Consider the following 22,258-nt stretch of genomic DNA (forward strand, 5'->3'; position numbering starts at 1 on the left):
CCAACGTGAGGCCCCCAATGAGCGAGACCATCCACCACCGTATTTGCCCCTTGTGCGAGGCCTGCTGCGGCCTGGAGATCAAGGTGCGCGACCAACAGGTCATCAGCATCCGCGGGCACGAGGCCGATGTGCTGAGCGCAGGCTACATCTGCCCCAAGGCTGTGGCACTGAAAGACCTGCATGAAGACCCTGACCGCTTGCGCACCCCGCGCATCAAGAGAGGCGGCGTGCATGTGGAAGCCACCTGGGAAGAGGCCTTTGCCGAGATTGAAAAGCGCCTGCCGCCCCTCATCGCGACGCATGGGCGTAACGCTACCGGTGTGGTGGTGGGCAATCCGTCTGCCCACAAGATCGGGTTGCTGACCTACTTTGCCAAGCTGTCCCGCGCGCTGGGCACCAAGAACGTGTTTTCCGCCTCCACGCTGGACCAGATGCCCAAGCAGCTGGCCAGCGGCCTGATGTTTGGCCACTGGCTCTCCACCGCCCTGCCTGACATCAGCCGCACCGACCTGATGTTGGTGATTGGCGCCAACCCACTGGCCAGCAACGGCAGCATGTGGACCGTGCCCGACTTCAAGGGCAAGGCCCGGGCGCTGCAGGCGCGTGGCGGCCGGCTCATCGTGATCGACCCGCGCCGCACCGAGACGGCGGCCATCGCCGATGCGCACCACTTCATCCGCCCTGGTTCCGATGTGTTCCTGCTGGCCGCGCTGGTGCACACGCTGTTTGCCGAAAACCTGGTGACCCTGGGCCGCGTGAAGGAATGGGTGGTGGGCGTGGACGAGGTGCAGCAAGCTGTTGCCCCCTTCTCCGCGGACACCGTGGCCGCACGCTGCGGCATGGCGGCCGACACCATCCGCGCGCTGGCACGCCAACTGGCCACCACACCGCGCGCCGCAGTGTATGGCCGCATTGGCACCTGCACGCAGGAGTACGGCACGCTGGCCAGCTGGCTGGTGGATGTGCTCAACACGCTGACCGGCCATCTGGACACCGAGGGCGGCATGCTGTTTGCCAAGTCCGCCGCATTTGCATCTAACACTGCGGGCAAACCTGGTGTGGGCAAGGGCATTACCACCGGCCGACACCATGCCCGCGTGAGCGGCGCCCCTGAGGTGTATGGCGAGCTGCCACTCACCTGCATTGCCGAAGAGATCGAGACCCCGGGCGAAGGCCAGCTGCGCGCCCTCATCACCGTGGCCACCAACCCCGTGCTCTCCAGCCCCAACGGGCCGCGCTTGTCGCAAGCGCTGGAGTCGCTGGACTTCATGGTCAGCCTGGACATCTACCTCAATGAGACCACCCGCCACGCCGACGTGATCCTGCCCGGCCCCTCGCCGCTGGAAGATTGGCACTACGACGTGGCCTTTCCCCAGCTGTCATGGCGCAACCACGCACGCTACAGCCCGCGCGTGCTGCCCACGCCCGTGGGCCAGCCCGAGGAATGGCAAACCCTGTTGAAGCTCGCCGCCATTGTCAAAGGTTTGGGGGCAAACGCCGACGCCAATGCGCTGGATGACGCACAGTTTGCGGAAGATGCCCAGCGCCTGTTTGGTACCAACGCCCCCGCCGTCATCGCGGCGACGCAGGGCCTGCGGGGCCCACAGCGCACGCTGGACGTGGCGCTGCGCACAGGTCCGTACGGTGACGGCTTCGGCGCCAAACCCGATGGACTCACACTACAGAAAGTGATGGACGCCAACCCCACCGGCGGCATCGACCTGGGTGAACTACACCCCCGCATTCCTGAAATGCTGCGCACGCCCAGCGGCAAGGTGGAACTGGCGCCGCCCATGTTGCTACAAGATTTGCAGCGCGCCGCGCAGGATCTACGCCGGCCAGCGCCCGATTTGGTCATCATCGGCCGGCGCGACGTACGCACCAACAACAGCTGGATGCACAACCTGCCCACGCTGGCCAAGGGCCCCTTCCGCTGTACCGCGCTGGTCCACCCCATTGACGCCGCACGCCATGGTGTGACCGACGGCGCGCAGGCCACTCTGCGCAACGGCCCACGCAGCGTGCAGGCCCAGGTGCACGTCAGCGACCAGATGATGCCCGGCGTGGTCAGCCTGCCCCACGGCTGGGGCCATAACCTGGCGGGCGCACAACTGTCGGTAGCGGCCGAGCGGCCGGGCGCCAACATCAACGCCCTGCTGGACGACCAGCTGCGCGACCCGCTGTCGGGCAATGCGGTGTTGGGAGGGGTGGCGATTACGATGGAAGCGGTCAACTAACATCGCTGCCCATGAAGAAAATCATCGTCACCCTCGCCGCCCTACTCCTGATCGCTATCGCCGGTGGCGCCTACTGGCTGCACGGCAACCTGGACCACCTGGTCAAAAGCGCCATTGGCAGCTACGGCAGTGCCATGACCGGAGCCACCGTGAAGGTGGAGAAGGTGGACATCCAGCCTACCGATGGCCGCGGCACCCTGAGCGGGCTGCAGATTGGCAACCCTCCAGGCTTCAAATCGCCCTATGCGCTGAAGGTGGGCACGGTGGAGCTGGAGGTGGAACTGTCGTCGCTGACGCAAGACGTGGTGGTGATCAAAAAGATTGCGGTGCTGGCGCCCGACGTGATTTACGAGAAGGGCGATGCGATGACCAACTTTGACGCCATCCAGAAGAACATTGAAAAGTACCTGGGCCCCTCATCCAAAGACTCCAAGGCCAAGAAGCTCATCGTGACCGAGTTCATCATTCGCGGTGCCAAGGCCCACGCCACGGCGCCTTTTGTGGGCAACAAGACCGTAGACGCCGAACTGCCCGACCTGCACCTGCGCGACCTGGGCAAGGCCAAGGGTGGCCTCACACCCGGAGAGCTGGGCCAGGAGATCGCCAACGCGCTGGAACAGCGGCTGATGGTCTCCCTGAGTTTTGACCGCCTGATGAAGTCCATTGGCAGTGCCCTGGAGAAAACGGGCAATGCCATCAAGGGACTGTTCAAGTAGACGCCGTGGCCTGCAGATAGGCCAGCATGCCAACAAACGCGGCCTGGGCCAGCACATAGCCCACGCCCAGTGGGCTCAGCGCGACGCCGGAGCCCACCACCAGCCAGAGGCTGGCGACCACCCAGGCCGCGTTGCCCAGCGCGAGCAGGCGCAGCCCCGCCTGCGGCAAGTCCCGCTGTGCAAGCAGAAAGCCGATGTACACCACAAACACCAGCACCACCCAAGCCGACACCTGCACCAGCGCGGCGGGCATGCCCAGCAGGCTGGACACGGTGGCCTGCGCCTCCAGTTGCAATAGCGCGGTACCGACGCCGGTAATGGCATCCAGCCACAGCACGCGACGGGTCCAGACGGGGGTGGTAAGCAGGGATAAAGTCGACATGGAAAACTCCTGAAGGGTTGAACGAGGCCCCGATGGTGCGGCGCACCGCGACGCGGCGCCATTACCTGAGAGGTCATGGCCGCACCGCCCCAAAGCACAGGCCCAGCGCTACCATGCGGCCATGCACACCCCCACCGCCCCCAACAGTTTTGGCCAGCGCCTGCGCCACTGGCGCCAGCACCGGCGCCTAAGCCAGCAAGAGCTGTCGCACCAGGCCGAGATCTCGGCGCGGCATGTGAGTTTTCTGGAGACCGACCGTTCGGTACCCAGCCGCGAGATGGTGTTGCGCCTGGCCGAGCGGCTGGAAGTACCGCTGCGCGAGCGCAACCAGTTGCTCACCAGCGCGGGCTACGCGGCCATGTACCGCGAGCGCCCGCTGGACCACCCCGACATGGCCGAGGCACGCGCTGCGGTGGAGCTGATATTGCGCTGCCACGAACCCTACCCCGCGTTGGCGATGGACCGGCACTGGAACATCGTGAGCGCCAACCGCCTGGTGCCGGTGTTTCTGAACAACATTGCACCCGCGCTGCTGCAGCCGCCCGTGAACGTGCTGCGCTTGAGCCTGCACCCCGAGGGCCTGGCACCCCGCATTGCCAACCTGGGCCAGTGGAAGCACCACCTGTTTGAGCGCCTGCGGCAAATGATCCACAGCACGGGCGACGCCGCGTTGCAGACACTCATGGAAGAGTTACAGGGCTATGACGCCAGCCACGGCCCAGACCGGGCCCACCTGCAGGGCGAGACGCGCGGCGTGGTGATGCCGTTTCAGCTGGACACGGCGCACGGCCAGCTCAACTTCATCAGCACGGTGACGATTTTTGGCTCGCCCATGGACATCACGCTGCAGGAGCTGGCGCTGGAAACCTTTTTGCCGGCCGACGCGGCTACCGCGGCAGTGTTGCAGCAGTTTCAGCGCGCCTTGTAGACCTTGTAAGTCGTACCGCCATCGGTGCTGGCAACGATCCATGGGCGGCCATCCGGCGCTACGGCCAGGTAGCGCAAGCTGGTGAAGCTGGGTGAAGGAACCACCACATCCCACTGCACGCTCGCGGCGTTCCAGCGCAGCAGCCGTGGCGCACTGCCCTGCAAGCCAATGGCAAACACCGATCCGTTGGCCCCGGCGGCAATGCAGCCTGGCTGCGCGCGGTTGGTGGCCGGAAAGGTCGGGCACACCGACAAACCGGCTGGCGGTGGGCGCTCAAAAAATGCGTTGTTGAGGTACTGAAAAGCCCTGCGAGTGTTGGGCGCATTGGCATCCGAGCGCACCAGCCAGACCGCCCCCGCAGGCTCCACGGCCAGGGCATCTTCATTACCCGGCAATTGGAAACTGGTGACCACAAAGGTGTTGGAAGCGGTGTTGAAACGGTACAACGTGCTGTCCTGCGCGCCAACAGAGCCCGTATCGGGGCCCATGGCATACACCGAGCCATCGGCCGGCGTGGACACGTCGATGGGGCGCACAGTGAATGCCGGCAAGGGCACATCCCCCATGTTCATGGCAGCTATACCACCCATGACTTGCCAACTACCATTCTTGTACTGCCATACCCGCCCGTTGACCGCACCATTGGTTGGGGGCACCCAGGCCCACAGGGTGTCGGCCAGACCAATGGCCAACCCATCAGCCTCACCCCCTGGGGGGATGGGCAAGCCGCTGGGCACAAAGCCCTGTTTGGCGGCGTCATAGGTCACCAGCGAGTCCGAACCCGAGCGACGCACCACCATCACTTTGCCGCTGGCGCCAATAGCCAGGTAATGCGGCCACTGAGGCGATCCGGGCAAACCAATGTAGGGCACCTCGTCAAACACCTGCGTGGCAGAGAACGTGAACGGCGACACTGCGGTGGTGGTATTCACAGGCGTGCTCTGGGTGGCTGCCGCGGTCGCATCGTCCGTGTCCTCCTTGCGGTTGAACAGGGCGCTGGCCCACACCTCGGTGCCGTTGCGCGCCACCCAGGGCTTGCCACCGGGCCCTATGGCTACGGCCACTACACCTTGCAGGCCGGTGCGGTCCCAGCGGTTGTCACGGGCGTTGAAGGACTGCAGATTACCGTCCAGGTCTACCGCCAGCAACGTGCCTTCGGGACCAATGGCGATTTCTTTGGCGCGCAAGGCCTGGCGCTCACAGGGCTGCACATCGCAGCGGTACACCCAGTCGTCGCGGATAGTCCAGGGCCGGCCGGCCGGATCCAGCGCCAATTTCCTGCCTTTGGGCGAGGGATCGTCTAGGCGTGCGGGCACCACTTTCTCAAAACCATCCGTGCCGGCGTTGTACTTGTAGAGCGACTCATCACTGGCGGCAGCCATTACCGTGCCGTTGCACGCAACAGCAACATCGCGCGCGCTGAAGATGCTGCGCACCAGCAGCCACTTACTGCCGTCGTGCCGCCAGACCTCCCCCTTGGCTGTCACGCCCCAGGGCTTTCCGTCAGGCGCCACAGCAATGCGCACCATCTGCCCCGGAAAACTCTTGAAACGCTGGCTGCTGTTGCGCCACTGGCCCAGGTTGCTGTCGGCGTCGATAGCCATCACATTGCCATCCTTGCCAATGGCCAGGCTGCGGGCGGCGCCCAGCACCTGGCGAAAATCGGCCTGGCGAAAATCGGGCAACTTGCCGCCCACCGCGGCACTGCAATCGCCGCCACCCTGCACCGGCTCGTCAAACAACGAGGAGGCATAAATCTCACCCCGTGCATTCACCACCCAGGGCTTGTCGCCCGGCCCCACAGCCAGGGTGACGGCTTCGGTATTGATGGGCTCCCAGCGCTGCAAAAAGTCATCAAAACGCGCGGGCGTGCGGTCCTTGGTCACCACAAACACGCCACCATCGGGGCCTATGGCCAGGTCAGCGGCCACCACACCGTCATGGGCCTGCCAGCCCTGGGGCGCGTAGCTCAGCACCTGGCCCTCCCGGCTCAGCACCCAAGGCACGTTGGACGACCCCACGGCCAAGCGCATGGCGTTGCCCGGCGCGTTGAGGGACACCCAGCCAGTGGCCACATCCCAATACGCGGGGCTGCCGTCAGGCAACAGAATCCAGATGGCGCCTTGCGGGGTGATGGCGATGTCCAGCGCCTGGCCCGGCAGCTCCACCCATTGCGTGCCACGGTAGCTGTAGATGCGGCCCTGCGCCGTCACCGCCATGGGCAGACCGGAGGGGGCGAGTGCGATGCGCTCAAAGGTGCCCGGCAGGCGCTGCCACTGGTCTTTGCCCTTCCACTGCCAGACTTCACCTTCCGGCCCCAAGGCCACGGCCTGGCCCTTGGCAGAAATGCTGAGTACTTTGGCCTTGCCCTGCACACGGCGCCAAGGCATGTTTTTGGTGAACACACTGAGCTCGGTGTTGGTACGTGCCGTCTTCTGCGGCGTGCCGGTGTCGTTGGCAAAGATCGTGCCCTCGGGCGTGACGATCCAGGGCTTGTTGTCCTGGCCTGCGGCCACCAGCTCGGCCACCGCCAACAGCGCCCCCCACGTGCCCAGCGCGGCATTCCAGCGAAACGGCTGGTGCTCCGGGCTGACCATGAACGCGCTATTGCGCACACCGGCTGAAATGTCGTGGGCCCGGCCCGGCAGCTTGGCCCAGGCGCGACCATCAAAGATCTGGATGGACGCGTCGGCCAGCACCACCCAGGGCAGGTCGCGCTCATCCACATCCACGCGCGCAATGCCCTTGGGGGCACCGGTCACGGCAATGAACCCGGCACGCGCATCGAAACGGGCCAGGCCACCTTCTGCCGTCACCACATAGGCCATGCCCGCAGCGCCCACACCCACGTCTACAGATTTCGGGGCGGGGACTTGCTGCCAGAAGGTACCGTTGTAGCGCCACACCGCACCTTCGGCATCCAAGGCCCAGGCATTGCGCTCGGACGCCGCGTCTATGCGGCGAAACACACCCGGCAGGCTGAGCCAGCCCGTGCTGGGGCCAGGGCGGCGCATCCACACCATGCCGTCGGGGTCCAGCGAAAACGCAGTGCCATCCGCCCCCACCGACAGGTCGATGGCGGTGCCGCGGAGTGCCGTCCAGGCCAACCGCTCTGCCGCGTTTTGGGCATGGGCCCACAGGCTGGCACCGCACAGCAAGGCCACGAGAAGGCGTTTCACGCCGGCTCCGGGTCAGTAGTACAAAAAGCGGACCGCTGCGCGCAGGCGCTCTTCGGTGCTCTCGATGCGATTCCACGAGGCCGCAATGTCCCCGGTGCGGAACTCGCGATATAGCGTACCGCTCTCCAGCGCCTGGGTGATCTCGCCCACATTGGGCGTGGGCTTGAACCAGGGCTTGTACTTGTCCTCGAACTCGGCCATGGCCACCTCGCCGGGGGTCATGGTGGCGCGTTCGGCGGCAATGTCGGCCTCGGCCCGGTTGGTGTACTGCGTGCGGCGCGGCGTGAGCAAAATCAGCACCGACTTGTAGTAGTCACGCGTCACGTTGCGCGAGAACAGGTACTGCACGATGGGGACGTCCTGCAACAGGGGTACCCCATCGCGGTCTTTGGTCTGGTCGCGCTCGGACAGGCCGGAGAGGATCAGCGTCTCACCGAACTTCATGACCACATTGGCATTCACCATGGTCTTGTTGGTGTCCAGGCGGAAGTCGAACTTCACGCTGGTGCTGGGGATGGCCAGGAAGGTGCGCTCGGCCACCACATTGAGCTTAATCAGGTTGTCGGGCAAAAACTCCGGTGTGACCGAGAGCTTCACACCCACTTCTTTCTGGATCTGCACCGAGCTGCCCTGCCCGCCCGAGACCGCAGCACCCACGATGTCCTGGCCCGAAAAGAAGTTGGACGGCAGGTTGCCCAGCGCCACCAGCGTAGGCCGGGCCAACACCTCGTTGCGCTTGGCGTTGGCGTTGGCGATGTTCAGGCTGTAGGTCAGCGCCGGCACCTGGATCAGGCGCGTGATGACGCTGCTGTTGGTGTTGGTGGAGTTGGCCGCGTTCAGGTTGTCGGTAACAACGCTGCCAGACTGCGTGGAGGAGAAGGCCGGCGTCTGCGTGAGCGGATTGCCAAACTGGATCTTCAGCCCGTCCAGCAGGTTCACACCCATGGCTTGCGTGTTGTCTTCTTCGGTGCTGATGATGCTGACATCCACCACCGCCATCTGTTTTTCCACAAAACCATTGCCAGCGGTGCCAAAGCCTCCCAACGCGCCGGGCATGCCGGGTACAGCGCCCGGCATGCCAGGGTAAGCACCGGGCACCGCACCCTGCATGGCCGGATAGCCGCCAGTGTTGCCCGTGGCGGGGTAGCCACCCGTGTTCGCGTTCAACCCACCGTTGACGGCGGGGTAGCCGCCGCGCGCCTGGGTTTTGACCATGCCGGCACGCTGGTAGCTGTGCAGCCACGAGTCCACCCGGCTTTCCACTTCCTTGTACTCGGTCGCACCCACCGCTGCCGCACGCAGCCGGGTCAGGTAGTTGCCCGCCTGCTCCTTGTCGTTGAGCGACGCGGCCACGATGGCCGAGGCGCGCAGCACGCGTGGGTCGTCCGGCTTCTCGGCCAGTACGGTACGCAGGCCTTCCAGCGCGGCGGCGGCGGTCTTGGGGTCGCGGTCGTAGTAGGCGGCCACTGCCAGGTCATACAACAGTTCAGGCTCGTTGCCCGCATACAGCGCCGCATCCGCCAGCCGGGTCTTTGCCTTGGCGAAGTCGCGCTGGTACATGGCCAGCAGGCCACTGTAGTAGCGTGCCAGCCAGTTGGAGTTGTCAAACTGGGCCGCCATCTCGAAGCCCTGTTCGGCCAGTGGGAACAGACTGCTCTCCCCCTGGATACCGCGCATCTGGTAGGCCACACCATTCAAAAAGTGCAGGTAAGAGCTGGTCATGTCGGCCTTCACCGCCATGTTGAACAGGTCCGATGCCTTCTTGTAGTCGCGTGCGTCCAGTGCCTTGATGCCCTCGGCCGCCAACAGGCGCGGTGCCGATGTAAGTTTGCCCTGAGGAATCGTGGCATACAGGTTCGTCTTGGGCTGACTGGAGATCAGGGGATTGCCGGCGTCGCTCCGTGCCAGTTCGCCCGTGCCCGCGCATCCGGCCAAGCCCATCACGGCAAAGGCAGGCAACAGGGCCGCAACCATGCGACGCGGTGCAGGCAGACATGGCAAGGGATACTTCACTGGATTCCTTTCGTGGTCCGGTTGAGGACGGGGCTGAGCGGATGCGGGTCGGGGCTTTGCCAGACCATTGCGAACGAGTGTAAAAAAACGTAAGTTGATTGTCTGTAGAGCGAACGTGCTACAAACCGGGCCTGATGTACTGGTAGACCAGCCCGGCCGTTAGACCCGTCGTCTAAAAAGACCGAGGACTACGCTCCAGCGGTAGCCACAGCCTGAATTGCGTGCCGTTTGGTCCCGACTTCCAGGCGACCGTGCCTTCAACGGCCAGCGCACGGCGCTGCTGGTTGTGCAAGCCGCGCCCTGCGGTAGCGCCCAGGGCCTTGTCGACATCGAAACCCTGGCCGTTGTCCTCGATGGTCACTTGCACACCACCCGTCACCACCGCTGTGCCCACCCGTATCTCGGTCGCGCGGGTATGACGCAGGATGTTGGCAACGCTCTCTTGCACGATGCGCAGGATGTGCAATGCACTGGAAGGGTCCAGCCATGTCAAGATGGGCAACTCCTGTACCTTCCACAACAATGCGATGCCCGTTCCCTCTAGGCGAGGCTCCAACCGAAAGCGCAGCGTGGCCAACAGCAACAACAGGTCTGCCTCGACCGGCTCCATCGAGTCGATGGTCAGCTTCAGATCGTCCAGACAATCCTTGAGGATCTGGGACACCTTCACGTCACTCACGCCGCCGTGCTCTACCGAGCGGATGGCACTGATCAGCGATGAACCCAGGCCATCGTGCATGTCCTGCATCAGGCGCTGGCGCTCATCGCTGATGGTTTGCCGCATTTCTGCCTCACGCAGCCGCTGGTGGCTAAGTGCAAATTCGTCACGCACCCGTTCAGCGGCCATCAGTACCTCACCGATGGATACCAGCAGCGCAAACAGTGCATAGCCGACGATATATATGACATGAATGGGCGAAGCGTCGAAGACGCTCCTGGCACCGCCATCGAGCAACACAGCGACCATGCGCAACAGCAGCAAGCCGGTTTGCAACAACAAGACACCGCCCGTCAGCCGCGCGAAGAGATGGTGGGCCCCATGCTTGAACAACAGCCTGGCACTCCTGACGAGAAACCATGCCATCAGGCCGGTGAATACCATCATGCGGCCCACATAGTCCGGGTGCACCAACGTAAACCAGTAGAACAGCGGGGCCGATGCCAGGAGCAGCCCCCCCACCAACCGCAGGGACGGCGGCTGGCCGTAGAAACGCTGGCTGCCAATGACCATGAGCGCTGGACTACTGAGCAAAAGCAGGTTGCCAAGCACCCCCGAGACGAAGTCGGGAAGAAAACCACTGGCTCCGAACAGCAAAGTGGAGACAAAGCTCAAAAACGGGCCTGTTGCCCATTCACGTAGCCCCCGGATGGTGGGTGGATAGTTGCGGTGCAGCACGAACAGCACCAGCGACATCAGCAACGCCATCACGGCGGCCAACAGCACGATGGAACGTGGATCAATGCCCAGCATGTTCAGGCTGTGTCACGGCTTAGTCGGGCAAGAAACCCAGCGTCCTGGCTTCATAAATAGCTTCCGCCTTGGACGTGACCTTGAGCTTGCTGTAGATGCGCCGCACGAAGCTGCGTATGGTGAAGTGCGACAACTGCATCAGCTGAGCGATTTCAGGCATGCTAAATCCCTTGGTGATGAAATTCAACACCTCTTTCTCGCGCGCCGACAGCAAAGAGGACGGGTCCTCGGCCGATGTCGGGGTAACCGTTTTGCGGGAAGTCGTTCGCCGAAAGTGGGCCAACACCTGCCTGGCAATGATGGGGCTGATCGGGCTCCCGCCACTGGCCAGGCTACGGATTTCGTCAATCATCTTGGCCTGCGAACTGTCCTTCAGCAGGTACCCCGCTGCGCCGGCTTCGATCGAGCGCATGACATGGGTTTCGTCCCCAAAATTGGTGCTCACCATGATGCTGCACTGGGGCCACTGCAACGCGGCGGCCCGAATGACGTCGATGCCCGAACCATCCGGCAAACCCAGATCGACCAGCAGCACGTCCGCTGGAAGGCCTTGCAAAAGAGCAAGACCTTCCGCCTGCGTACTGGCCATTGCCACCAGTTGCATGTCCGGTGCGGCTTGCACTATCCGGCTCAGGGCATCGCGAAAGTCGGGGTCGTCCTCGACGATCACAACACGGATGGGAGCTGGCTCCGGGGCGGGGTCTACGGTCTGCATCAGGGCACTATTGTGCAGCACGCCCTCCACGCCCGTGGGCCCCAACCCATCCGCCACCCTGCGCACCCGCCAGGCCGGGTGCCAGTGGATCAGTCTCTGCACTCAGGCATGCTGCTCAATTCGTTGGTCAGCTGATCGTAGGTGGCCGCGCCGGAGGCGACCTTGTAAATGGTGCGCAGTTCGTCAGCCACCACGGCAACCGTGCGGCTCTTGCCGGCTTTCGTCGCGGCTTTGGCTTCGGCGCTGATGCCGTCCGTCACGATTTTTTCCGCCACCATGAAGGACAGTTCGCCCAGGCCTGTACAGGCTTCCTTGGACGGGAAGCCGTGTGAGGCCTGATTCGGCTGCAAGAACTTCTGCATGACACCCTTGGCCTCAGCGGCCGAGAAGCAGGCATAGGCTTTCTGTGCGTCGGTGACCACCACTTTGCCCAGCGCGCATGTTTGCAGCCCGACGGCACCGAAGGTGACAGTCGCAGCACCGGCAATCAGGCATTCCTCACTCTTGGCTTCATTGAACACGCGGGTGCCCAAGTTCACCAGGTTGCCCGGAATCTGGCCTGACTGGCTGACGAGCTTGGCAATCTCCTTCGGGAACGAACAGTAGAAGCCATCTTGCGCATCCTCAAAACATTGGTTGGCCTGGTTGGCGGCGTTCTTCATCTCGTTGGTGCCGTAGGTGTTGATGGCGCCGGTGATGCGCTGCGCCCCCTTGAAGTAGCCGTCAATCGGGAACACCTTGCGTCCGATCGTGCCGCAACTGTTGTTGAAGTAGGCCCAGGCGTCAGTGGCGAGCTTGGCCACCGCATAACCCACGATTTCGCCGTTCTTGACGACCTCCTGGCCCACAATCTTTCCACCCATCACCACGGTGTTGCCCACATTGACAGCAACCGCCTGCGTGGTGTTGGCGACCTTGTTGCTCACATCCACCGTGCCGTTGGCCACCTGGTTCACCACACCCACGGTACCGTTCGCCACCACGTTGGCAGCGTTCACCGTCCCATTTGCAACAGCGTTCGCCGTCGTGGTGGCTTCGCGCGCCAAGTCATTGGCCGCACTGACCGAGGTTGCCGCCACGGAGTTGGCCCCGGAGACAATAACCCCCGTCGCGGTACCGACCGCGTTGGTTACAAACTTGCCCACCGACTCTGCGGCCCCTCTGAAATCAAATCCCGAAGAAGGTTTGGTCGTAATACGGTCCCAAATCCAGCCCCGGTTGTCTGCCGGACCATTGCCCTTGTAGACGACCAGATTGCCATCGTCCTGCAAGGCGACGAAATAAGCCCCCATCGGTCCACCGGCCCCCCCCGGAAAGCACCCCAGAGCACCGCGGTTGTTGGCCAGGCGCCCCCGGTAAGTACAGGCGTGCCCGTCCGCCTGGATCGCCATGAAGTACTGCGTGTCCTTCGTGTCCTTCGCTATGGCTTGGCTTTGGTACCAGCGCCGGCTGTCATTGCTGGGGTTGCCCTCATAAATCACCAGCTGTCCGTCAGCTTGCAAGTCGAGGCGGAAGCGCTTGTTGTTCGACCACATGGTCTGCCCCTCCGTCAGAAAATCGCCTATGCGCATGACGCTCAGACCATTGGCAGACCGCGGGGGGGGCGCCATCAGCTCATCGGTTTCCCGGTTGGGCATACGCCCTTCCCGCCGCCCAAAGTTCATCCAGTGTTCGTACAGCTTGCCCGCGTCATAGCCAAAGGCCTGTTTAAGGTCCGAGTACTTGTTGGCATAGAACATGGTGTCCAGATTGACGCTCTGCGCCTTGGTGCGGCCCTCGTCACTGAACCCGGTTCTGGGCGAACGGTCTTCGTAGCGTCCCCACTCAATCCAGTGGCCCATCAAGCCGCGGGCATCACTGCCAAAGGCTCTTTTAAGGTCGGGGTAGCGGTTGGCGTAGTAGACGGGGTCCAGCAGCGACGTCCATACCAGCGCCGCTGCGGCCGTGTTGCCGGGCTTGCCACGGTAGACCTCCAAAACGCCAGAATCCCGAAGGATCAGGAAATAGTCGCCAACCGCGCCATTGCTGTAGTTGCACCACGCCGCAGCGCTGGAACCGTTGATACAAAGATTGCCATCGGCTTGCATGACCAGAGAACCGTTGACCGCGCGCGGCCCATTGCTGCCGGCGCACCATACAACCCCATTGGGCCCGGCCACGCAGAAGTTGCCGTCCTCCTGGATCAGGGCCCAGTAGGCCTTGTTGGGCGACTGCAGGGCCCGGAAGCCCTGGATCGTCTGATTGGTCGCCAGCACATTGCCCGCAGACTGAAGTTTGGCGTAGTAGGCAACCGCCTTGGCAGCGGCGGCCTGGGCAGCAGCTCCAACTTCCTGACTCGTTGTATTGGTTCCTAGCCAGTTTTTCTGCAGCGCCCCAGACTGGGCAGCAGCGTTGGCTGCCAAACACAGCACCAAGGCACCTGGAAGCAAGGCGCGAAGCCACGACAAGCGCCTCAAAAATGGTTGCACAGCGGGAAATTGCATGGGGGCGTTCCTTTATGAGAATGCGCCATCGTAGGTACGCCAGGCCATGCTGTATGTAGATTGAATGCGCTACAAACCACCGCACTTGTTTCACAGATAATCGCGCCGAGACGCAGACTTGCTGTGGCCGATTCAGAAAGAAATGGACCGCTAGCCCCCGTGGAACCTGCGCCAGTAGCTCCTAAAACAGGAGCGACTCAGTTCAACATTGGATCTTGGGGGACGTGGGAGCCGGCGCCAGCCCCAGCAGGTAGGCATCCAACGTGGCTTGGCCCACGGCCTCCAAGTCGAAGGCATCGGGCGACAGCAGCCAGTTGAACTTGAGCCCGCCAATCAGCGCGAACAGGCCCAGCGTGGCGCTGCGCAGGTCCATGTCGCTGCGCACCTGCCCCTTGTCGCGCGCCAGTTGCATCAGGCGGTGCATGTCGTCCATGCACTCGTTGCGCCCGGCAATGTGGCGCTCGCGCATGCTTTGCAGCTCGTCCACGTACTCCACCTTCTGGGTGGCAATCTCGAACACGCGGCGCACCTGCGCGTCATGCGCAATCTGGTGAAAGGCAGAGGCCGTATTGCGACGAATCTTGTCCAGCGGCTGCTCTTCATCAGCCGGCCCCATTTCGGTCATGCGCGCCATCATGGGCAGGGTCACCCGCTCCATCATGGCGTGGAACAGCTCGCCCTTGTTCTCAAAGTGCCAGTAAATGGCGCCGCGGGTCAACCCCGCATCCTTGGCGATTTCTTGCAACGACGTGCGCGACACCCCGCGCTGGTGAAACACACGTTCAGCAGCGTCCAGAATCAATTCGCGGGTGGCAAGAGCGTCTTCTTTGGTTTTACGGGCCATGCTTTGACCTCATAGAAATGTGGGGGTATTGTAGTTTTTTCCAAACATACATTCGTGCATGTATGTATACTAAACCCCATTGCCGCGGTATGGTTCTGTTTTTATTGAGGGTTTGCCCTAGATCAAACTGCCGGCAAGCCCCTCCCCCCGATTGCCTCCCCAACTACCTTTGTCACAAGGGAAATCTGTATGTTGCTGTTCCGCCAGACTCTGGGCCATGCGCCCTCCATCCCCGCCGGCCGCGTGGCCTTGCTCGCCATTCCGTTGGCCGTTGCCCTGGTTGCCTGTGGCGCCAAAGACGGCGCCGCCGGTGCCGGTGGCCCTGGCGGCGGCATGCCCCCGGCCGAAGTCGGCGTGGTCACCGTGGCCTCGCAGTCCGTGGCCCTGCAGTCCGAGTTGCCCGGCCGCGTGAGCGCCCTGCGTGTGGCGCAAGTGCGCGCCCGCGTCAGCGGCGTGGTGCTGCAACGCCAGTTCCGCGAAGGCAGCGAAGTCAAGGCCGGCCAAGTGCTGTACCAACTGGACTCTGCCCCCTACCGTGCCGCCATGGAAAGCGCCCAGGCCACCGTGGTGAAGGCCCAGGCCACCCTGGCCCAGGCCACTGCCCAGGTGGAGCGCAACAAGCCGTTGGCAGAAGCCAATGCCATCAGCAAGCAGGAATTCACCACTCTGGTGACCACCCAGCGCCAGGCCGAGGCTGACGTCGGCACCGCCAAGGCGGCCGCCGAAACCGCCCGCATTAACCTGGCTTACGCCACCATCACCGCCCCCATTTCCGGCCGCATCGGCCAGTCCTCCGTGACCGAAGGTGCCTTGGTCGGCGCAGCCGATACCACCGCGCTGGCCACCATCCAGCAAACCGCATCGGTGTATGTGAACTTCACGCAAAGCAGCACCGACGTGCTGCGTTTGCGCAAAGCCATTGCCTCCAAGCAGCTGCGCGCGGCCGGCGATGGCTCGGTCCCTGTGCGCATCGTGCTGGAAGACGGCAGCGAGCTGGCCAAGCCCGGCAAGCTGCTGTTCTCTGACCTGACAGTGGACGCCACCAGCGGCCAAATCACCCTGCGTGCCGAGGTGCCCAACGCCGATGGCCTGCTGTTGCCCGGACAGTTTGTGCGCGTGCGTCTGTCGCAAGCCGAGTTGCCATCGGGCATCTTGCTGCCCCAACAGGCCGTGACCCGCACCAACCAGGGCGACACCGTGCTGGTGGTAGGCGAAGGCGGCAAGCCCGGCCCACGCCCCGTGAAGCTGGGCGGCAATGCGGTGAACAACCAATGGGTAATTCTGGACGGCCTCAAAGAAGGCGACCAGGTCATCGTGGATGGCTTCCAGAAAATGATGGTGCCCGGTGCCCCCGTGAAACCGGTGCCCTGGAGCCCCAATGCAGCCCCCGCCGGTGCTCCCGCAGCGGCAGCTTCCGCCCCCGCCGCCGCCGCAGCAGCGTCTGCGGCCGCCAAGTAATCGCTAGAGGCATTTTCCATGGCCCAGTTTTTTATTGACCGCCCCATCTTTGCGTGGGTGATATCGCTGTTCATTCTGGTGATGGGCGGCGTTGCCATCACACAGCTACCCATTTCGCAGTACCCGCCCGTAGCCCCTCCGTCCATCGTGGTGAACACGGCGTACCCCGGTGCTTCCGCGCAGACGTTGGAGGACAGCGTGCTGTCCGTCATCGAACGCGAGATGAACGGCTCACCCGGCCTCATCTATATGGAATCCGTGGCGCAGGCCGACGGTTCCGGCAGCATCACGCTGACCTTCGAGACCGGCACCAACGCCGATCTGGCGCAGGTGGATGTGCAAAACCGCCTCTCGCGCGCCACCCCACGCCTGCCAGCCGCGGTGACGCAGCAGGGCGTGCGCGTGGACAAATCGCGCTCCAACTTCCTGATGTTCACCATGCTGTCTTCCGACAACCCGGAAACCAGCACCATTGAACTGGGGGACTACGCCTCGCGCAACATCGTGCCCGAACTGCAGCGCCTGCCCGGCATTGGCCAGGCCCAGCTGTTTGGTACCGAGCGCGCCATGCGCATCTGGCTGGACCCCGCCAAACTGGCGTCCTTCAATCTGTCCACCGCCGAGGTGAACAGCGCTATCAGCGCGCAAAACGCGCAGGTCTCTGCTGGCGCCATCGGCGACCTGCCCAACATCACCGGCCAGAGCATTGCGGCGACCGTGGTGGTCAAAGGCCAACTCGCCAGCGTGGCGCAGTTCGGCAATATCGCCCTGCGCAGCAATGCAGACGGCTCTGCCGTGCGCCTGAAAGACGTGGCCCGCATTGAACTCGGTGCCCAGGCCTATGCCACATCAGCCCGCCTGAACGGCAAACCCGCCATCGGTATCGGCATTCAGCTGGCCCCCAGCGGCAATGCCATGGCGGCGGCCAAAGCCGTGCGCACCCGCATGACAGAGCTGCAAGGCTACTTTCCCAAGGGCATGAGCTGGAGCATTCCTTACGACAGCTCGCGCTTCGTGAACATCTCCATCAAGCAAGTGGCCGAGACCCTGGTCGAAGCCGTGGTGCTGGTGTTCCTGGTGATGTTCCTGTTCCTGCAAAACTGGCGCTACACCATCATCCCGACCATCGTGGTGCCGGTGGCGCTGCTGGGTACGTTTGCCACGCTGCAGGCGCTGGGCATGTCCATCAACGTGCTGACCATGTTCGGCATGGTGCTGGTGATTGGTATCGTGGTGGACGACGCCATCGTGGTGGTGGAAAACGTCGAACGCATCATGAGCGAGGAAGGGCTGCCACCGCTGCAGGCCACCAAGAAGGCCATGGGCCAGATCTCGGGCGCCATCGTCGGCGTAACCGTGGTGCTGATTGCCGTGTTCGTGCCACTGGCCTTCTTTGCTGGCTCGGTGGGTAATATTTATCGCCAGTTCTCGGCGGTGATGGTCAGCTCGATTGCGTTCTCCGCCTTCCTGGCGCTGTCGCTCACCCCCGCGCTGTGCGCCACGCTGCTCAAGCCCGTGGAGGCCGGCCATGCGCATGCCAAGACTGGCTTCTTCGGCTGGTTCAACCGCCGCTTCGACTCCACCGCCAAGGGCTACGAAAGCGTGGTGGCACGCCTGCTCAAAAAGGCGGGCCGTTACCTGGTCATCTACGCCGCCATCATTGGCGCAGTGGCAGTGGTCTACCTGCGCTTGCCCACCTCGTTCTTGCCGGGTGAAGACCAGGGCAACATCATCGTGAACGTGCAGTTGCCCCCAGGTGCAACGCAGCAGCGTACCCTGAAGGTGATGGAACAGGTGGAAGGCTTTATCCTGAAGCAACCCGAAGTCGAGGGCATGGTGGCCGTGTTGGGCTTCAGCTTCTCGGGCCAAGGCCAAAACGCAGCACTCGCCTTTGTGACATTGAAGGACTGGTCTGAGCGCCATGGTCCCGAGCACTCGGCGCAGGCCTTGGCCGGCCGCGCATTCGGTGCCCTCATGGGCATTCGCGATGCGTTCATCTTCCCCTTGGCACCGCCCCCCATCCCTGAACTGGGCAACGCCACGGGCTTCACCTTCCGCCTGCAAGACCGCGGTGGCAAGGGCCACACGGCGCTCATCGGTGCGCGCAACCAGCTGCTGGGCATGGCCTCCAAGAGCAAGGTGCTCACCCAGGTGCGCCCCGACGGCCTGGAAGATGCGCCCCAGCTGCAAATCGACATCGACCGCGACAAGGCCAGCGCCCTGGGCGTGAGCTTCAGCTCCATCAACAGCACCATCTCCACGGCGCTGGGCTCGAGCTATGTGAACGACTTCCCGAACGCGGGCCGTTTGCAACGCGTGGTGGTGCAGGCCGACGGCACGGCGCGCATGCAGCCGGATGACATCCTGAAGTTCAACGCCATCAACAGCAGCGGCAAGGCCGTGCCCCTGTCTGCATTTGCCAGCACCCAATGGGTGACCGGTGCCATGCAAACCGTGCGCTACAACGGCTACTCGGCCGTGCGTATCAGCGGTGCAGCGGCCCCAGGCTTTAGCACCGGCGAGGCCATGGCCGAGATGGAGCAACTGGCCGCCAAGCTGCCCGAAGGCTTTGGCTTTGAGTGGACCGGCCAGTCCCGCGAGGAAAAGAAAGCGGGCTCGCAAGCCACCGTGCTGTATGGCTTCGCTATCCTGGCCGTCTTCCTGTGCCTGGCCGCGCTGTACGAGAGCTGGTCCATCCCGCTGTCTGTCATCTTGGTGGTGCCCTTGGGCGTGCTGGGCGTGGTGCTGGCCACCTTGTTCCGCGGCTATGCCAACGACGTGTACTTCCAGGTCGGCCTGATCACCATCATCGGCTTGTCGGCCAAGAACGCGATTCTGATCATCGAGTTTGCCAAGGACCTGCAGGCCCAAGGCAAGGGCGTGGTCGAGTCTGCGCTGGCGGCGGCCCACCTGCGCTTCCGCCCCATCGTGATGACCTCCATGGCCTTCATGCTGGGCGTGCTGCCCCTGGCCATTGCCAGCGGTGCGGGCTCGGCCAGCCAGCGCGCCATCGGCACCGGCGTGATCGGTGGCATGGTGGCGGGCACCTTCCTCGCGGTGTTCTTCGTGCCGATCTTCTTTGTCGTGGTGCGCAGCCTCTTCAAGGGCAGCGAGCGCCAACACCAGTTTGACATCCAACACGGACACCACATTGGAGCTGAATCCCATGAGTAAGCATTTCTCTCCCAGCCGCCCTGCCCTGCGCCTGGCCACACTGTCGGCCGCCATCGCGACCACGTTGTGGCTGGCGGGCTGCAGCTTCATCCCCACCTTCACCCGCCCCGCGGCGCCGGTGGCCGCGACCTTCCCGCAGGCCGCACAGCCTGCAGCGGCGGATGCCCGCACCGCAGCCGACATTGAATGGCAAAGCTTCTTCAAAGACGCGCGCCTCAAGCGGCTGATTGAACTGTCGCTGGAGAACAACCGCGACCTGCGCGTGGCTGCCCTCAACATCGATGCAACCCGCGCCAAACTGCAAGTGGCCCGCGCCGACCAGTTGCCCACGGTCAACGCCGGCCTCACCGGCAGCCGTGGCCCGGCCAGCAATGGCGCCATCGTCAGCAGCTACACCGCAGGGTTGAGCGTGACCTCTTACGAGCTGGACTTCTTTGGCCGCGTGCGCGCCCTGAGCCAGGCAGCCCAGGCCCAACTGCTGGCCACTGAAGAAGCGCGTAAGACGGTGCAGATCAGCCTGGTTGCCTCGGTGGCCAACACCTACCTCACGCTGCTGGCAGATGACGAGCTGCTGCGTGTGACCCGCGAAACGCTGAAGACGCGCCAGGATTCGCTGCGCCTGATGCAGCTGAAGTACGACAACGAAGCCGCCTCCAAGCTGGACCTGAGCACCGCCCAGAGCCTGCTGGAAGCCGCCAAGGTATCGCTGGCCCAGCAAACCCGCCAGCGCGCCCAGGACGAAAGCTCCCTGGTCCTGCTGTTGGGCCAGCCCATGCCGGCGGACCTGCCCGCCGGACTGAGCCTGTCGGAACAGGGCTTCCTGAGCGACCTGCCGGCCGGTGTGCCCTCTGAGCTGCTGGTGCGCCGCCCCGATGTGCGCCAGGCCGAGCAAAACCTGCTGGCGCTCAACGCCAACATTGGCGCAGCACGTGCAGCCTTCTTCCCCAAGATCACGCTCACAGCCAGCGCCGGTGTGGCCAGCAACGACCTGGACACCTTGTTCAGCAACGGCACCAGCGCCTGGACCTTTGTGCCCCAGCTGTTGATGCCCATCTTCGATGCCGGCCGCAACAAGGCCAACCTCGAAGCGGCCAAGGTCAACAAGGACATTGCCATCGCCCAGTACGAAAAAGCCATCCAAAGTGGCTTCAAGGAAGTGGCCGATGCACTGGCCGGACGTGCCACCCTGGCCGACCAGTTGCAGGCCCAGGCCGCCCAACTGGCCGCCACCCAGACCACCATGCAACTGACCGACCTGCGCTTCAAAGCCGGTGCAGCCAATTCGTTTGATGTGCTGGAGGCCCAGCGCTCCCTGTTCACCGCCCAGCAGGCGGTGGTGCAAGTGCAGGCGCTGCAGCTGCAAAACCTGGTAACGCTCTACAAGGTAATGGGTGGCGGCTGGACTGAGCCCGCTGCAGAGCAGAAGTAATAACCGAATGGGGCTCTAGCCCCCATGGATATTGCGCGAACAGCTCCTAATTTAGGAGCTGTTTTTGTTTGGGTAGCAGGACGTTACCCAAACACCGCCCGGGATAACCCTGTGCAACCCCCTCGCCGGTTGCAGTGCATTGCTGCGTCTTGGCTAAGTACTTACCCTAAGCCAACTCACCCAACAGCGCGTCCCCTTATGCGCCTACCCAGCATTTCAGGCACAGCAGCAAACCATCCCTCCGGGTATCAGGATTTTTGATGAAATGTATAAAAAAGACTGCGTTGATCTGATGGTTATTTCTTCCTACAGTGACCACCACAGTCCACCATCGCGTTGGGCACTGCCAATCTGTAGCGAATACGCCATGACCAAAACAAAACCCGACCTCATGCAAGCTGCCCTTTGCAATGAATCCAGGTACTGACAGATATGCGTCCCTTTGTGGTTGATTTTTCACACCCACAGGCGGTGCTTCTCTGCTCCGTGCTGATTGCCACCTTGCAATTCATTGCGGTTGCTATAGCAATTTTCTCCATGCAAAAGAGATACCTGGGACTGGAGTCGCAGAAGAAAAAATATTCACGCTTCCACAAACTGTTCGTTCGCCTGGAAGCCTGTCTTTCGCAGTTGCAAGTGCTGGAAAGAATCCACTTGATCAATGTTCATCAGAAGCTAGAGCAAGAAATCGAAGACCAGCTCAATACGCTCTGGACAGAAATCGAAAAATCGCTGGGGCTTGTTGGGTCTGTGGAGTATGTGGGGAAAGTCAAATTCTCCGTGCTGTCTGTGTATGCAGGATTTGATCTCTACAAGCAAATGCAAAAGGACTTTATCAACCAGTCCAAACAAGGGGAAAAAGAATTTGCCCAGTATTTGCTGAACTCACAAGGCAAGGAGCTGCGCACCAGCGTGGAGGCGGTCCTCAAATCCGGACGAGAAAACAGCTTTAAACACCAGTTTGCGGGATACAAAATTAATGGCGCACTGGATTTTGCTTGGATGGTGTATCCCCTGACATGGATATTGATATTCCTGTCCTACTCCTTGGTGCGAATGTATGCATCGCCTTAGCTGGCGGCAGAAGGTGTTGGAACGGGGGAATCTATGGTTGACGGTGGTCCGTGACTCCTTCATTGTGCTCATGCCGCTAACCTTTTTCGGGCTGGTGGCACTGCTCTTACAGTTTTTTCCGTGGAGCGTCTACCGTGACACGATGACTTTCCTGT

General features: G+C 62.8%; 13 protein-coding genes and 1 pseudogene. 7 read left to right on the forward strand and 7 right to left on the reverse strand.

Annotated features, from left to right (window positions below):
- Positions 1 to 17: 17 nt before the first annotated feature.
- A complete protein-coding gene (locus AC1DZ5_RS20685) occupies positions 18 to 2,237 on the forward strand; it encodes a molybdopterin-dependent oxidoreductase (protein ID WP_477892563.1) in 2,220 nt (739 codons plus the stop codon).
- 11 nt (positions 2,238 to 2,248) lie between these two features.
- Entirely contained in the window at positions 2,249 to 2,953 is a 705-nt protein-coding gene (locus tag AC1DZ5_RS20690; protein WP_477892565.1) for a hypothetical protein, read from the forward strand.
- Here AC1DZ5_RS20690 and AC1DZ5_RS20695 read toward each other — a convergent pair.
- Positions 2,946 to 3,335: a hypothetical protein gene (locus AC1DZ5_RS20695; RefSeq protein WP_477892567.1), complete on the reverse strand. Its 390-nt coding sequence runs from the start codon at positions 3,333 to 3,335 to the stop codon at positions 2,946 to 2,948. The genes AC1DZ5_RS20690 and AC1DZ5_RS20695 overlap by 8 nt on opposite strands.
- Before the next feature lie 121 nt (positions 3,336 to 3,456).
- Between AC1DZ5_RS20695 and AC1DZ5_RS20700 the strand changes: the two genes are divergently transcribed.
- Entirely contained in the window at positions 3,457 to 4,263 is an 807-nt protein-coding gene (locus AC1DZ5_RS20700; protein ID WP_477892569.1) for a helix-turn-helix domain-containing protein, read from the forward strand.
- Here the strand turns inward: AC1DZ5_RS20700 and AC1DZ5_RS20705 are convergent.
- From AC1DZ5_RS20705 to AC1DZ5_RS20730, 6 genes and pseudogenes are all read right to left on the reverse strand, one after another.
- Positions 4,248 to 7,442, reverse strand: a complete 3,195-nt coding sequence (locus AC1DZ5_RS20705; protein WP_477892571.1) for a tectonin domain-containing protein — start codon at positions 7,440 to 7,442, stop codon at positions 4,248 to 4,250. The genes AC1DZ5_RS20700 and AC1DZ5_RS20705 overlap by 16 nt on opposite strands.
- Positions 7,443 to 7,454: 12 nt before the next feature.
- On the reverse strand, positions 7,455 to 9,455 hold the full coding sequence (locus AC1DZ5_RS20710; protein WP_477892573.1) for a hypothetical protein: 2,001 nt from the start codon (positions 9,453 to 9,455) through the stop codon (positions 7,455 to 7,457).
- 172 nt (positions 9,456 to 9,627) lie between these two features.
- Positions 9,628 to 10,296: pseudogene (locus AC1DZ5_RS20715) on the reverse strand (sensor histidine kinase); the annotation flags it as partial.
- 649 nt (positions 10,297 to 10,945) lie between these two features.
- On the reverse strand, positions 10,946 to 11,641 hold the full coding sequence (locus AC1DZ5_RS20720; RefSeq protein WP_477892586.1) for a response regulator transcription factor: 696 nt from the start codon (positions 11,639 to 11,641) through the stop codon (positions 10,946 to 10,948).
- Positions 11,642 to 11,730: 89 nt separating this feature from the next.
- Positions 11,731 to 14,124 carry a hypothetical protein gene (locus tag AC1DZ5_RS20725; protein ID WP_477892575.1) on the reverse strand — a complete coding sequence of 798 codons (2,394 nt, stop codon included), beginning with the start codon at positions 14,122 to 14,124 and terminating at the stop codon, positions 11,731 to 11,733.
- A 202-nt stretch (positions 14,125 to 14,326) separates the two neighbouring features.
- The gene (locus AC1DZ5_RS20730) at positions 14,327 to 14,968 is read right to left on the reverse strand and encodes a TetR family transcriptional regulator (protein ID WP_477892577.1); all 642 of its coding nucleotides are present in this window, start codon (positions 14,966 to 14,968) and stop codon (positions 14,327 to 14,329) included.
- 189 nt (positions 14,969 to 15,157) lie between these two features.
- Between AC1DZ5_RS20730 and AC1DZ5_RS20735 the strand changes: the two genes are divergently transcribed.
- The 4 genes from AC1DZ5_RS20735 (at position 15,158) to AC1DZ5_RS20750 (ending at position 22,103) form a co-directional block, all read left to right on the forward strand.
- Entirely contained in the window at positions 15,158 to 16,426 is a 1,269-nt protein-coding gene (locus AC1DZ5_RS20735; protein ID WP_477892578.1) for an efflux RND transporter periplasmic adaptor subunit, read from the forward strand.
- A gap of 18 nt (positions 16,427 to 16,444) precedes the next feature.
- On the forward strand, positions 16,445 to 19,600 hold the full coding sequence (locus AC1DZ5_RS20740; protein ID WP_477892580.1) for an efflux RND transporter permease subunit: 3,156 nt from the start codon (positions 16,445 to 16,447) through the stop codon (positions 19,598 to 19,600).
- Positions 19,593 to 21,029 carry an efflux transporter outer membrane subunit gene (locus tag AC1DZ5_RS20745; RefSeq protein WP_477892582.1) on the forward strand — a complete coding sequence of 479 codons (1,437 nt, stop codon included), beginning with the start codon at positions 19,593 to 19,595 and terminating at the stop codon, positions 21,027 to 21,029. The genes AC1DZ5_RS20740 and AC1DZ5_RS20745 overlap by 8 nt, the downstream gene beginning before the upstream one ends.
- A 432-nt stretch (positions 21,030 to 21,461) precedes the next feature.
- Positions 21,462 to 22,103, forward strand: coding sequence for a hypothetical protein (locus AC1DZ5_RS20750; protein ID WP_477892584.1), 642 nt, complete (start codon positions 21,462 to 21,464; stop codon positions 22,101 to 22,103).
- The last annotated feature ends 155 nt before the right edge of the window (positions 22,104 to 22,258 follow it).

This window comes from Rhodoferax sp. P1_F3, from assembly GCF_056405715.1.